The 12,824-nt window shown below is 62.3% G+C and carries 11 protein-coding genes; 3 read left to right on the top strand and 8 right to left on the bottom strand.

The features are described 5' to 3' along the window. Nucleotides 1-62: 62 nt before the first annotated feature. Nucleotides 63-719 (top strand): ATP-binding cassette domain-containing protein, encoded by a 657-nt coding sequence (locus NMA52_RS12730; RefSeq protein ID WP_254828065.1) that lies wholly within the window; start codon nucleotides 63-65, stop codon nucleotides 717-719. Between the two features lie 3 nt (nucleotides 720-722). Beyond that, nucleotides 723-1,967, top strand: coding sequence for an FtsX-like permease family protein (locus tag NMA52_RS12725; protein WP_254828064.1), 1,245 nt, complete (start codon nucleotides 723-725; stop codon nucleotides 1,965-1,967). Nucleotides 1,968-2,140: 173 nt separating this feature from the next. Here the strand turns inward: NMA52_RS12725 and NMA52_RS12720 are convergent, their stop codons facing one another. From NMA52_RS12720 to NMA52_RS12700, 5 genes are all read right to left on the bottom strand, one after another. Continuing rightward, entirely contained in the window at nucleotides 2,141-3,856 is a 1,716-nt protein-coding gene (locus NMA52_RS12720; RefSeq protein WP_254828063.1) for a GMC oxidoreductase, read from the bottom strand. 160 nt (nucleotides 3,857-4,016) lie between these two features. After that, a complete protein-coding gene (locus tag NMA52_RS12715) occupies nucleotides 4,017-4,634 on the bottom strand; it encodes a gluconate 2-dehydrogenase subunit 3 family protein (protein ID WP_254828062.1) in 618 nt (205 codons plus the stop codon). Between the two features lie 5 nt (nucleotides 4,635-4,639). Continuing rightward, nucleotides 4,640-6,361: a GMC oxidoreductase gene (locus tag NMA52_RS12710; protein WP_254828061.1), complete on the bottom strand. Its 1,722-nt coding sequence runs from the start codon at nucleotides 6,359-6,361 to the stop codon at nucleotides 4,640-4,642. Nucleotides 6,362-6,522: 161 nt separating this feature from the next. Then, complete coding sequence (locus NMA52_RS12705; protein ID WP_254828060.1) at nucleotides 6,523-7,866, bottom strand: lytic transglycosylase domain-containing protein; 1,344 nt, start codon at nucleotides 7,864-7,866, stop codon at nucleotides 6,523-6,525. A 65-nt stretch (nucleotides 7,867-7,931) separates the two neighbouring features. Beyond that, a complete protein-coding gene (locus NMA52_RS12700) occupies nucleotides 7,932-9,011 on the bottom strand; it encodes an alpha/beta hydrolase-fold protein (protein WP_254828059.1) in 1,080 nt (359 codons plus the stop codon). 144 nt (nucleotides 9,012-9,155) lie between these two features. On the opposite strand from NMA52_RS12700, the gene NMA52_RS12695 reads away from it, so the two are divergent. Continuing rightward, nucleotides 9,156-10,025 (top strand): hypothetical protein, encoded by an 870-nt coding sequence (locus NMA52_RS12695; protein WP_254828058.1) that lies wholly within the window; start codon nucleotides 9,156-9,158, stop codon nucleotides 10,023-10,025. On the opposite strand, the gene NMA52_RS12690 is transcribed toward NMA52_RS12695, so the two are convergent. The 3 genes from NMA52_RS12690 to NMA52_RS12680 are packed head-to-tail and all read right to left on the bottom strand — an operon-like array spanning nucleotide 10,022 to nucleotide 12,809. Further along, entirely contained in the window at nucleotides 10,022-10,954 is a 933-nt protein-coding gene (locus tag NMA52_RS12690; RefSeq protein WP_254828057.1) for a hypothetical protein, read from the bottom strand. The genes NMA52_RS12695 and NMA52_RS12690 overlap by 4 nt on opposite strands. Next, nucleotides 10,955-12,343, bottom strand: a complete 1,389-nt coding sequence (locus NMA52_RS12685) for an MBL fold metallo-hydrolase RNA specificity domain-containing protein (RefSeq protein ID WP_254828056.1) — start codon at nucleotides 12,341-12,343, stop codon at nucleotides 10,955-10,957. Nucleotides 12,344-12,401: 58 nt separating this feature from the next. Continuing rightward, entirely contained in the window at nucleotides 12,402-12,809 is a 408-nt protein-coding gene (locus tag NMA52_RS12680) for a thiol-disulfide oxidoreductase DCC family protein (RefSeq protein ID WP_254828055.1), read from the bottom strand. Nucleotides 12,810-12,824: the final 15 nt, after the last annotated feature.

Below are 12,824 nucleotides of genomic sequence, written 5' to 3'. Positions count from 1 at the left end.
CAAGATTCGGGCGGGGACGCGGGAGCCGGCAACGACCAATTACCAAGCCGTACTTTTGGGTCGTGCTCACGACTCACAACCTCACCTATTCGTACCCCGGCACTAATCCCGTCTTTCGGTTTCCCGACCTGACGGTCGGGTCCGCCGAGGCCTGTCTTCTCCTCGGTCCGAGCGGAGCGGGCAAGTCTACCTGGCTGCATCTGCTCGCCGGACTGCTGACCCCGGCAGCGGGCAGTACCTTCCTGGACGGTACGGACTACGCGAAACTGACGGGCGGAGCACTCGATCGCTTTCGCGGCCGCAACATCGGACTGGTGCTGCAGCGAGCCTACTTTCTGGAAGCCCTCACCGTTAAGGAAAACCTCCTCATCGCTCGGCGAAGTGCCGGACTACCGGCTGACGAAGAGGGCGCCCACACCGTACTCGAGCAGCTTGGGATCGGTCCGCTCGCGGCCCGACGACCGCACCAACTGAGTATCGGAGAGCAACAACGCGCCACCATTGCCCGCGCCCTGGTCAACCATCCGAAGTTGATTCTGGCCGATGAGCCCACCAGCGCGCTCGACAACCGGAACGCCGCCCGGGTCAGCAGCTTGCTCCGCCAGCGGGCCGCGGAATTGGGGGCGGCACTCGTAGTGGTCACCCACGATCAGCGGTTGCGGGACGATTATAGTACCGTCGTTGAATTGCAGCCATCCACTCCCCAGCAAACTTATTAGCCGGTGTCCATCTTCCACCTCGCCCTGCGGAACCTGCTTCACCGCCCCTGGACGACCGCGCTCAGTCTGATCCTGGCCGCGCTGGGTACGGGACTGATCAGCCTGATCCTGCTCCTGAACTGGCAACTGGAACAACAATTCGACCGCCATCTCGCCGGCATCGATCTGGTCGTCGGAGCCAAGGGGAGCCCGTTGCAACTGATGATGTCCAGTATGTACCACATCAGCTCGCCCACCGGCAACGTTCCGGTCGCGGGCGTGAAGCCCTTCCTTAATCCCGCCCATCCGTACATCGAAATCGCCGTGCCCCTTTCCCTGGGTGACAGCTACCGGGGACGGCGCATCGTCGGTACCCGCCAAGCTTTTCTGGACCTCTACCAGGCCGAGCTGGCACAGGGAGAAATGTGGACCCAGCCCATGGAGGTCGTCGCCGGCGCCACCGCCGCCCGCGAGCTCGGACTGAAGATCGGGGATAGCTTCCGCAGCAGCCACGGCCTCATCGAGGACGACGACCTTACCCACCGGGACGCGCCGGAGTTTTGGGTTACGGGTATCCTTAAACCCAGTGGTACGGTTGCCGACCTTATCCTCCTCACGCCCGCCGAAAGTCTCTGGGCCGTACACGATACGCACAGCCACGAAGGGGAGGAGCACGGAAAGGAACATGTGTACGACGTTACGGCCCCCCTGGGCGATTATGCCGACCGGTCGATCACCTCCGTTCTGATCCGCTTCCGGGGCAACAGCATCACGGCCCTGAACATGCAGCGCAGCATCAACGAGAATACCGAAATGCAGGCCGTGACGCCCACGATTCAGCTGGCCGAACTATACGCTACCATGGGGCAGGGGGAGAAAATCCTGCGACAGCTGGGCTACGTGGTCGTGGGGGTGAGCGTGCTCAGCATCTTCATCGGACTCTACAGCTCGCTCGACCGTCGCCGGGGAGAGTTAGCCCTCCTGCGCAGCCTGGGTGCCGGCCCGCCGAAACTTTTCGGGCTGCTGGTGCTGGAGGGTACGGTGACCGCGGTCGCCGGAGCCGTGCTGGGGCTCCTGGTGAGCCACGCGGGGCTGGCGATCATCGCCCGGTACTTCGCGGAAAATTACCGCTACGACTTCCGGACGCTGGTGTTCCTGCCCGAAGAGTGGTGGCTGCTGGCGGGGGCGTTGGTGGTAGGCCTGGTCGCGGCGGCGGTGCCGGCGTACCGGGCATCGCGCACGGACGTGCATAAGACGCTGGCGGGGTAGCGGATGGGCGCGTCTGGGTTTTAGTGGAGGTGATGCGGAGGCTGGTCCGCGCTGCCGGAGGCAGCATTGTACGGCGCTGCTGGAAGCAGCCTTGTACTTTCGCTGCTGGAAGCAGCATTGTACTTTCGCTGCTGGAAGCAGCATTGTACTTCGCTGCTGGAAGCAGCATTGTACTAGAGGGTGCCGTCTTTTTTGAGGGTCTTGTCCATGTAGTCGACGGCCCGGGCGGTCATGGCCATGTACATGATGGAGGGGTTCTGGGTGCCGGAACTAACCATGAAGCTACCGTCGGTGACAAACACGTTCGGAACGGCGTGTACCTGATTCCACTTATTGAGGACGCTGGTACGGGGATCGCGACCCATGCGGGCGGTGCCCATCTCGTGGATAGCGGCTCCAACGGCGGTGGGGTTGTTGTGAACGGTGGCGTTCTTGAATCCGGCGGCTTCCATCATCTCCTGCAGGCAGTTGACACCATCCTCGCGGAGTTTCCGTTCGTTTTCCTTTAGTCCGGCATCGAAGACCAGGGCCGGGATGCCGTACTGATCGACCTTGTCCTCACTGAGGGTCATCTTGTTCTCGTGGTAGGGCAGAAGCTCACCGAAGCAGGTGGCGCGGAAGTACCAGTCGCCCGGGGTACTGATGGCTTCCTTGAAACCGGGACCGAAGGGAGCGTCGAGGTTAGTCCCCCGGCCCATGCCGCCCTGGTAGCCGAATCCCCGGATGTAGTCCGGGCGCCGGGTCGCTTCGTTTATGTTGCGGAAACGGGGGATGTAGAACCCACCGTTCGGTTTGCGCCCGCTGTAGTACTTATCCTTCATGCCGTCGAAGGACGCGCTTCCCCCCATGCCGTAGTGGTGATCCATCATATTGTGGCCGAGCTCCCCGCTGTCGTTGCCGAGACCATCGGGAAAGCGTTCCGACTTACTGTTCAATAGGATGGCGGTGGACCCGATCGTGCTGGCGTTGCAGAAGACTACGCTGCTGAAGTACTCTTTCGTTTTCTTCGTTTCGGCGTCGATGACGTTGACTCCGGTGACCCGCTGGGTGGCATCGTCGTAAATGAGGGAATGCACGATGCTGTTGGCGACCAGCGTCAGGTTGCCCGTATCGTTGGCTACCGGAATGGTGGAAGACACGCTGCTGAAGTAACCGCCGTACGGGCAACCCCGCCAGCACCGGTTGCGCGCCTGGCACTGCCCCCGCGTGCCGTGGTGCAATTCGGGAATGTACTTCGTCAGGTTGGCGGTGCGGCCGGGGGTGATGATCCGCTCCGGGAAGGCCTTCTCCACGGCCTGTTTGAAGTGATCCTCGGCACAGTTGAGGTCAAAGGGCGGCAGGAATTCACCGTCGGGCAGGTGGGCCAGTCCTTCCTTCTTGCCCTGTACGCCGACAAATTTTTCCACGTAGGTGTACCAGGGCTCGATATCGGCGTAGCGGATGGGCCAGTCGACCGCGATCCCTTCCTTCAGGTTGGCCTCGAAGTCAAGGTCGCTCCACCGGTAGCAGTGCCGGCCCCACATGATGGACCGCCCGCCGACGTGGTGACCGCGGATCCAATCGAACCGCTGCCTTTCCTCGTAATCATACTCGTCGTCCTTGACGATCCAGGGTTTATTGTCCTGGTTGACCCACCACGAGAGGCGGTGTTGCTTGTAGTAGTGGGCGGCGATCTCCTCGCGGGGCACCCGGTTTTGGTAGCCCAGGTCCCAGGTGTCCATACTGGCCGTAGGGTATTCGCCGTGCTTCACCATGCGCCCCCGTTCGAGCATGAGGACTTTGTAGCCCTTCTTACACAGTTCCATGGCGGCGTAGCCGCCGCTGATTCCGGAGCCGATGACGATGGCATCGTAGGTGATCTCGTCCTTGCCCTGGGCGTTAAAGTTCATGGGATGGTAAGTGTAAGGTGGGTAAATAGAGGGGGCGCGCCCGGACAATTTGCATGAGGTGGACGTACACCACCGGCCACCGATCCGGGCTAACGACCAGGCAGACGGGAGCCGGAGTCAACGACTCCGGCTCCGTGCCTATTCGTAAATTCCGGGATGCCTAGATGGCCCAGGCGACACCTCCGGTAAGTTCCTGCAGGTCGCCGCAGGGAATGTATTCCCCGGGGACGGGGTCGTAAGCCAGGACCTCGGTGCCGATCGGCTCGCTGTTGAACCAGGCACCAACGATCTGCGACTTAAGGTCGAAGTAGATGTTGCGGGCTCCCGCTTCCACTTCGGGGAGGGTATCCCAGTCGGTATCGGGATTTTTGTAGTGAAGGTCCTGATCCTGTAGGTAGACCAGGGCCTGATCAGTATCAAGGGAGCGGAACCCGGCATCGGTATTGTCGGCATCCATCTTGCGCATCAGTTCCTTCAGTCCGTTCCGGAATTTGTCACGCGACTCCTCGTCGTACACCTGTCCGACCATCTTGTCGACCATTTCCGGAACGCCCACGTCGAGGGCGCCGGGGGTATCGGTGGTCGGGATCATGGTATCGGCGAGCTTGCTGATGTACTCGTACTCGTCGTTGTTGAAAAAGCCGGGCTTATAGACGGCCTCTCCGGCGGCGACGGCTTCGTCGCGCTTACAACCGGACAGGAGTGCCGAAGCTACGGGGCCGCTGACGGCGACACCCGTGATGTATGCGGTGTACCGCAGTAGTTCTCTTCTTTTCATCGTCTTTAGATGTTCATTTTTTTGAGTTCGCCGACGGCGTGATCCGCTGCACGGGCGGTAAAGGCCATGTAGGTAAGGGAGGGGTTCACGCACGCCGCGGAGGTCATAAAAGCGCCATCCGTCATGTAGACGTTCGGGGCGGCCCACAGGCGGTTGTGCTTGTCCACTACGCTGTTGTTTGGGCTGCTGCCCATGCGGGCCATGCCCATTTCGTGGATGCCGAGACCGGGGTAGGAGTGGGCGTTGTAGGTGCGCACGTTCTTCATTCCGGCCGCTTCCAGCATCTCGGCGGCGTCGTTCATCATCTCGTCGACCATGGCGTACTCATTCTCTCCCCACTTGGCGTCGAAGACGATGGTGGGCAACCCGTCCTTGTCGAGGTTATCGCGGTCGATGGTCATGCGGTTGTTGGTATCGGGCAGGGTTTCGGCGAAGGCGGTCAGGCCCATCGTCCATTCTCCGGGCCGGATCAGGGCTTCCTTCAGTTCCGGACCCACCTTCACGTTCATCTCCCGCACGGTATGGCCCCAGCCGCCGCGGCCGGCACCACCCTGGTAGCCCCAGCCCCGCAGGTAATCCTTCTTGCTGGCACGATCGCCGAGGTTCTGGTAGCGGGGAATGTAGACGCCGTTGGGTTTGCGGCCCTTCTCAATGCGGTCGCCGAACTCTTCGGTGCTGCCGGAGGCGCCCACCCGGAAGTGGTGGTCCATAACGTTACCGCCCAGCTGGCCGCTGGTGTCCATGGTTACCCCTTCCTCGTGCTCCGTATTCATGACGATGTAGGAACTCGGGATGGCCGAGGCGCACAGGAAAATAACCTTGGCGTAAGCTTCGTGGTCCTCCCCGGTTTCCGAATCACGGAACCGGACCCCCTTGGCGCGCTTGTTCTCCTTGTCGTAGATCAGGCTGTACACCGAGCTGTTGGGGCGCAGGGTCATGTTGCCCGTCTCCTGGGCCACCGGAATCGTGGACGACACGCTGCTGAAGTAGCCGCCGTAAGGACAACCCCGAATGCAGCGGTTGCGGAACTGACAGGCGCCGCGGGTACCCTTATGGACGGAGGGGTCGTAGGCCGTCAGGTGAGCCACGCGACCCGCCGTTACGACGCGGCCGTTCATGTTCTCGGCTACGCCCTTGCGGAATTTATCCTCCACGCAGTTAAGCTCCATCATGGGCAGGAACTTGCCGTCGGGCAACTGCGACAGACCGAGCAGCTCGCCGCTGATGCCGGCGAAGGTTTCTACGTAGTCGTACCAGGGGGCGATGTCGGCGTAACCGATGGGCCAGGGGGTCGCGATGCCGTCCTTGGCGTTGGCCTGGAAGTCGAGGTCGCTCCAGCGGTAGCTGTGGCGTCCCCACATGATCGAGCGTCCACCGACGTGGTAGCCGCGCATCCAGTCGAAGCGTTCCTTTTCCGCGTAGGGGTGTTCGTCGTCCTTGACGAACCAGTGCTTACTCTGCGGCTTCACGGTGTAGCCGGTGCGGTTCTGCTTCTGGTAGTGCTGCTTGATTTCCTCCGCCGGAACGTTGTTGTTCAGTTCCAGATCCCAGGTATCCAGGCTGGCGGTCGGGTAGTCGCCGTGCTTTACCATGCGGCCCTTTTCCAGTACGAGTGTTTTGAGCCCCTTTTCGCAAAGTTCCTTGGCCGCCCAGCCGCCGCTGATGCCGGTTCCAACGACGATGGCGTCGTAGGTGACTTCTTCGTCACCCTGAGAGTTAAATTTCATTTGATCGATTTTATCGTTCCCCTTCGGGGCGGTAAATTAACAACAATGTTCCGGCAATGGCCGAAATCACGTCACCTTTTCACGGTCAACCAGCTTGCAAGCAAGGAAGTATGCGGTGCGGGGCGGGGCCGCGGGAGCAAGGATGGAAGGGCGAAAGCTCCTCAACGGGAGAATAGCTGCCACCACTTTTTGGCGGGTTCCCGGTGCAGGCGGATCGTCGGATCGGGGAGGGGAGCAAAGTAGGTCCGCAGGGATTTCTGAATGTGGCGGGGCGGATGCACGGCGAGCTGCGGAGCGGGCGGACCGGGCTCGCGACTCCGCGGATCGTACGGCAGGTAAGCGTCGACGTCGTAGTAACACAGCAGCTCACCGGCGGATAGCGTGTCCATTTCTCCGCGATCGCTCCACACCAGGAGCCGGTCGACGGGAAGGTCGTGGCGCCGGGCCACCTGCCGGGCCGTGGAATCACCCTCCTCCACGGTCACTTCGTAGCGGAGGTAATACCGGTCGGCGTTGAGTTCGCCCGCCGCCAGGCGCGGATTCGTCCAGGGCAGGGCGATTTCGTCTTCCCGCATCTGGGCGGGATGCAGGGTCAGGTATTCAAGCATGGCGGGTACCACCCGGCGGGGAAGCTGGAGGTAATGACCGCCCCGCAGTCCCGGCAGGTATCCGCGCAGGTACTGAGGGTTGAGTTCTACCACGACTTCCGGCCGCAGGCCCGTGACCTGGGCTACCCGGTACAGGCTTAGCCGGCGCGTGACGGGTATCCGCTCCGTGAGCTGCCCGTCCAGGGATATCTGGGTGGCCGGCAACCCGTAGTGGTGGTGGTAGCTCATAAGGAAGATGGCCGCGATAAAGTTGGGTACGTAATCGCGAGTTTCCCGGGGCAGGAACCGCCGGAGTTTCCAGTAATCGCGGCTCCCCGAACGGCGGATGGCGCGGTTGACGTTGCCGGGACCGGAGTTGTACGCGGCCAGTGCCAGCGCCCAGTCACCGTAACGTTCGTACTGAATGCGGAGATACTCCAGGCCGGCGGCGCAGCCGAGCGTAGGGTCAAGGCGCTCGTCCAGTTCGTCGTTGACGATCAGGCCCAATTCCCGCGCCGTGCCGGGCATCAGTTGCCAGAGCCCGCCGGCTCCGACCGGACTGACGGCCCACGACCGCAACGCGCTCTCTACGATACTCAGGTGCTTCAGCTCCAGCGGCAGACCGGCGGCCACCAACTGCTCTTCGAAGATGGGGTAAAAACGCGCTGAGCGGGCCAGCATCCGTCCGCTCGAAATGGGCCAGTGCAGGAGATAATTAACGACCCGGCGATAGACCGCGTCGTCGACCTGGTAGTCGATGAGGGAGTGATCGAAGGCGCGGAGTCGATCCTCCACCTCCTCCCGGCTCAACTCCATAATCTCCCGTGCCTGTCGTTCCGCCGCGGCAATGTCGGGCGTACCGGCGGTGAGCGGACGGTCGAAGAACAGGAGGAAAATAAAGAAAAGAAAGTAAGGCAAGTGACGGGTGTGTGGTAGTAGAAGGACGATGCTGCCAAAGATAGGGAATCCGACGAAAGGAGGGCTCACCGGAAAAACAACCACTCCACGGCCTTCGGAAACTCGCTGCCCCAGCGGGCTTCGTTGTGCTGTCCCAGGGGGTCTACGGCCAGTTCGATCTCCAGTCGGGTAGTGCCCGTTTGGGTCAGTAATTGCTCCTGGAAGCGTTTCATGTTGGGCACCATGGTATTGCTCTCCGCCTCCCCGCCGTAGAGGTACATCCGCCCCCGGTACTTGTGGGTTAGGTTCAACAGGTTAAAGGGAATCTCCGGAGTCACCCATAGGCTGGGACTGAACACCATCAGGCGGTCGTACACCCGGGGGTACAGAATGCCGGCGTAGATGCTGATGAGCCCCCCCAGGGAGCTGCCCCCGATGCCCGTGTATTCGGGTTCGGGGCGGGTGCGGAAGTTGGCGTCGATGTACGGCTTGAGGCTTTCGGCCAGAAAACGCACGTAGTGACGGCCGTCGCCCCGGCCCAGGCGGGTACTGAACGAGGGGGTGAATTCACTGACCCGCTCCGTGTCCCCGTGGTCGATAGAGATGACGATCAGGTCGCCCATGCCCCTTTCGGCCAGACTGGCCATCCGTTTATCGACCCCCCAGCTCCCGTAAGGAGCGTAGTCGTCGAAGAGGTTCTGACCGTCCTGGAGGTAGAGTACGGGGTAGCGTTTATCACTGTCGTGGTAATCGTGGGGCAGGAGAGCGGCCACCCGCCGGGTACGGATCAGCTCCGGGATTTCAAAGTTTTCGTGAATGACCTTGATGTGGGGCAGAAATTCCTTTCGGTACTCCAGACCGGGACTCGCCCAGTTGCTCACCCGGTCCGGTTCGTGCCAACTGGTGTCGGTAAAGCGAAGGTGGTTGGCGGCGTTCTCCCCGTGCTCGCCCAGCTCCACGCCCTCCCAACCGCCGCGGGTGTACTTATACTCGACGCGGTGCTCCGTATCGGGGAAGCGGAAGGTGCGCCGGTACCGGCCCGGCTTAGAGTCGGGCTGCATCCGGTAGGCTTCCTCCCCGACCTGCCAGTTGTTGAAGGAACCGGCCACGTACACGGGGCGGTCGTCGTCGGTGGTCGTAATCAGTTTAAGGGTACGGTGGGGCATACGAACGATCGGATTGGGCTCGCCGACCGCGGCGCGGTCGGTGTTTTCCGAACGCAAAACTACGCAGCGCGGGTTCGGCTGACCCGATGATTCGGTGCCGATCCGCACCGACCGACGACCAAACGTCTTTACCTTCGTGTACCAATGACTGCGCGCCTTCTCTGCTCCTGCGTCCCCGCCCTGCTTCTGTTGCTGTCCTGCGGCACCACCCGACCCCCACGCAAACTGCGCCTTCCCCCCGCCATCAACGAGGCTTCCGGACTGGTGATCGAAGGAGGCCGCATGATCTGGCACAACGACAGCGGCGACGGACCCTACTTGTACACGACCAGTCTGCACGGTGAATTGGTAGCGAAGGACACCCTGGACGCCCGGGCGGTCGATTACGAAGACATCTGCGCGGATGCGGCGGGTACACTTTACGTCGGCGACTTCGGCAATAATACCGGCCGCCGGAGCCACGGGGTGATCTACCGCTACGATACCCTCACGCGCCGTACGGATTCCATCGTGTTCACCTATTCCGGTCAGCGGGGCGAGGGCCGCCTCACCCCCGGCAACTACGATTGTGAGGCCATGGTGGCGGTAGACGGTTCCCTGCACTTATTTACCAAGGATATCCTCTTCGGCCGTCGCCCGTTCTACATCCAGCACTTTCGCCTGCCGGCCCGGCCGGGTACCTACGTAGCCGAATTGGTGGACAGCCTTTACCTGCCCCGGCGCGTGGTGACGGGGGCGGCCTTTGACCCCCGGACCCGCGAACTCTTTCTGGTAGCCTACAATTTTCGCCGGCTGCTGGGGTTCTGGCCGAGCAGCTCCGCTTCCCTGATCACGCTCACGGACTACCCGGACGATCGCTTCCTGCGCGGGAAACTTCGCCGCCGGACGATCGCCTGGGCCCTGCCCACCCAGCACGAAGCCCTGGCGGTGTACGACGAGCGCTACTTATACGTAGGTGCCGAAGCCACCCGTCTGCGCCGCCACGCCATCGCACGCCGACTCAGACGCCGCTAGTCGTCCCACTGCCGGCTGCCTACGCGGTAAAAGATTACGTGCCGGCTCCCCCGGTTCGCGATGCGCGGCCACAAATGGGTAGCCAGATCGATGGCCCCCGCCCGGTCGGCAATTTCCCGTCGGATAAGGTCGTCACGGTAGAGGTACAGGCCGCCGAAGTAGGTGGACCGGTCGACCCGGTAACGGAGGGGGGTGAGCGGCGTGAAACGGCTGGTGTCCGCCAGTTCGGTGAGGTCGGGCTCGTTGATCAGGTAGGCGAGCTCACCGCGGCGGTACACGGCGGCCCAGTCGTATACGGCTACGGCCAGATCGAGGGGGAGCGGGTAGGGTGGCTGACCGTCGGTGTAGTGGCGAATAGCCGTGGTGTCGACGATGGAGTTGTCGGTTTCCCACGCCCCCAGATCACCGGTGTTATAGGCCATCAACACGGCGCGGTCGACGGGTGGTACACCCTGGCGGGTCCGGTCGCGGTACTGGTGCAGTCGAACGGTGCAACTCACCGTCTTTCCGTCGAGGGCTTCCCGTAGGTCACGTAGAAAGGTGAAGTAGGCTTCCCGGCTGCCGGCCGTCCAGTCGCAGTCGATCTGCAGCTCGGTAAAGGAGTAGGGAAACACCTGCCCGAGCAGCCGCAGCAGGTCGTGGACCAGGGAAGGGGCTCCCCGCAGAAAGACTTCGTTGGTGATGAACACGACCGGTACGACCTCTACCGAAAGACTGTCGTGGGTCTGCAGAAGAGCCGAAGGCTCGGCCCTTTCGTCGGTCCAGCTGACATCGAAGGCCCGGACGTAGAGGCGGTCGGCCGCGTATGCCGCCAGCCGATCGGGGTGGGGGGCCAACCGGGTTTCCCAGTGGTAGAAGGCGTAAAGGGGGGGCGGCGGCTCCCGGCCGCAACCAAGCAGGACGCAGAGGAACAGCGCGGCCAGTCGCATCTACAGTTCTACCTCATCGCCCAGTTTCGGGATGTCCACTTCCCGGAAGCCGGCCCGGTCCAGGCCTTCGCCGAGGGCTTCCATCCGGTCGAGGGTGCCGTGCACGAGGAATACCTTTTGGCAGGTGTCCTGCTGGCCGTTGAGAAAGTGGATGAGTTCCGATCGGTCGGCGTGGGCGCTGAAGGAATCCATGACGACCACGTCCGCCCGCAGCTCGTGGTACTGACCGAAGAGCTTCATGCCCTCGACGCCGTCCCGCAGCTTACCGCCCGGCGTGCCCGGGGCGCAGTAGCCGACGATGAAGATGGTGTTTTTGGGGTCGCCCATCGTGTTGGCGAGGTGGTGCTTGCTGCGGCCCGCGTTCATCATGCCGCTGGCGCTGATGATGATGGCCGGCCCGTCGAGAAAGTTCAGGGCCTTGCTCTCCTCGACGCTCTGAGTGTAGGTCAGGTCGTTGAAGCCGAAGGGGTTATCGTCGGTCAGCATATACGTCTGCAACTCGCTGTCGTAGCACTCCGGATGGGCACCGAATACCGTGGTGGCGTTTACGGCGAGCGGACTGTCTACGAACACCGGAATGCGCGGTAATTTTCCGCTACTTTCCAGTTGATCGAGCATGTACACGATCTCCTGGGTACGTCCCACGCTGAAGGCGGGGATCAGGAGCTTCCCCTTTTTTCTGACGCAGGTATTGTGGATCACCTGCAGGAAGCGGTCCAGCTCGTTGGGCGGCGACTCATGCTCGCGGTCGCCGTAGGTAGACTCCGAAATGAGGTAGTCGCAGTCGGGCAGTTTGTGGGGGTCGCGCAGGATAGGCCGGTCGGGGCGGCCTACGTCACCGGTAAAGCCTAGGGTGGTGGTGCGGCCGTCCTGGCGTTTAACGCGCAGGGTGACGCTGGCGCTGCCGAGGATGTGACCCGCATCCCGAAACTGGATCTCCACGCCGGGACGTAGATCGGTCCACACCCCGTAGGGGAGGCCCACGAACCGGTCCATGGTCGGCTTCACGTCGGCGCGTACGTAGAGGGGCTCGCGCCGGTCGCGGTTCCGTTTGTTGTAGTATTCGGCGTCTTTCTCCTGAATGAAGGCCGAATCGAGCAGCAGGATGGCGCAGAGGCTGCGGGTGGCGTGGGTCGCGTAGATGTTACCGCGGAAGCCGTCCTTTACCAGTTTAGGCACCCGGCCGGTGTGGTCGATGTGGGCGTGGGAAAGCACGAGGGCGTCCACGCCGGCCGGATCGAAGGGGAAGTGCTGGTTGAAATTCTCCATATCCTCGTTGCGCCCCTGGTAGAGGCCGCAGTCGAGCAGGATGCGGTATCCGTCGTCGAGGGTGATGAGGTGGGCCGAGCCCGTCACTTCGCGCGCCGCGCCGCAGAACTGTATCTTCATGGGGGGAATTTACACCGGGCGGGGCCGCAGGACCAAGGAGAAACCGGAAATAGCCGACCTACTCGGTAAGGAAGCGCGATCTCCACTCGGGGCGGGGCAGCATGCAGTTCTCCCGTTTACCGAACAGGGCGTAGCGATTGTGACCGACGACATCGTAGACGATGTCCCGCAGTGAGCGGGGCACGATCCCCAAATAGCTGAGGTAGGCCCAGGGGCCGCCCATATGCTTCAGGGTACGGAGTACGCTGTCGCTGTGGGTATAGACCCTCCCGTTCTCGTAGAGGACTACGGAATTGAGCTGTTTGGGATCAACGCCGTAGCGCGGAAGGAGCTCGGCGGCGGTGTCCGACTGCAGGCTCGCGAACCGGAGTACGCCCCGGCGGTCGTGCTTCAGGATAAACTGGACGGCGCCGTTGCACAGGTTGCAGACGCCGTCGAAGAAGAGGATGGGGTGTGATGTGTCCATGCATCCCTGAACAAG

Origin of the sequence: Lewinella sp. JB7, assembly GCF_024297185.1 — a bacterium.
Taxonomy (GTDB): domain Bacteria; phylum Bacteroidota; class Bacteroidia; order Chitinophagales; family Saprospiraceae; genus Neolewinella.
The sequence above is the reverse complement of the archived record's forward strand: the minus strand, read 5'-3'. Positions and strand labels throughout refer to the sequence as shown.

What these genes read in the sequence shown, in the direction of transcription:
- NMA52_RS12720 (WP_254828063.1), bottom strand. Translation starts at nt 3,856, where the DNA reads ATGAACTTTAACGCCCAGGGCAAGGACGAGATCACCTACGATGCCATC.
- NMA52_RS12715 (WP_254828062.1), bottom strand. Translation starts at nt 4,634, where the DNA reads ATGAAAAGAAGAGAACTACTGCGGTACACCGCATACATCACGGGTGTC.
- NMA52_RS12710 (WP_254828061.1), bottom strand. Translation starts at nt 6,361, where the DNA reads ATGAAATTTAACTCTCAGGGTGACGAAGAAGTCACCTACGACGCCATC.
- NMA52_RS12700 (WP_254828059.1), bottom strand. Translation starts at nt 9,011, where the DNA reads ATGCCCCACCGTACCCTTAAACTGATTACGACCACCGACGACGACCGC.
- NMA52_RS12695 (WP_254828058.1), top strand. Translation starts at nt 9,156, where the DNA reads ATGACTGCGCGCCTTCTCTGCTCCTGCGTCCCCGCCCTGCTTCTGTTG.
- NMA52_RS12690 (WP_254828057.1), bottom strand. Translation starts at nt 10,954, where the DNA reads ATGCGACTGGCCGCGCTGTTCCTCTGCGTCCTGCTTGGTTGCGGCCGG.
- NMA52_RS12685 (WP_254828056.1), bottom strand. Translation starts at nt 12,343, where the DNA reads ATGAAGATACAGTTCTGCGGCGCGGCGCGCGAAGTGACGGGCTCGGCC.
- NMA52_RS12680 (WP_254828055.1), bottom strand. Translation starts at nt 12,809, where the DNA reads ATGGACACATCACACCCCATCCTCTTCTTCGACGGCGTCTGCAACCTG.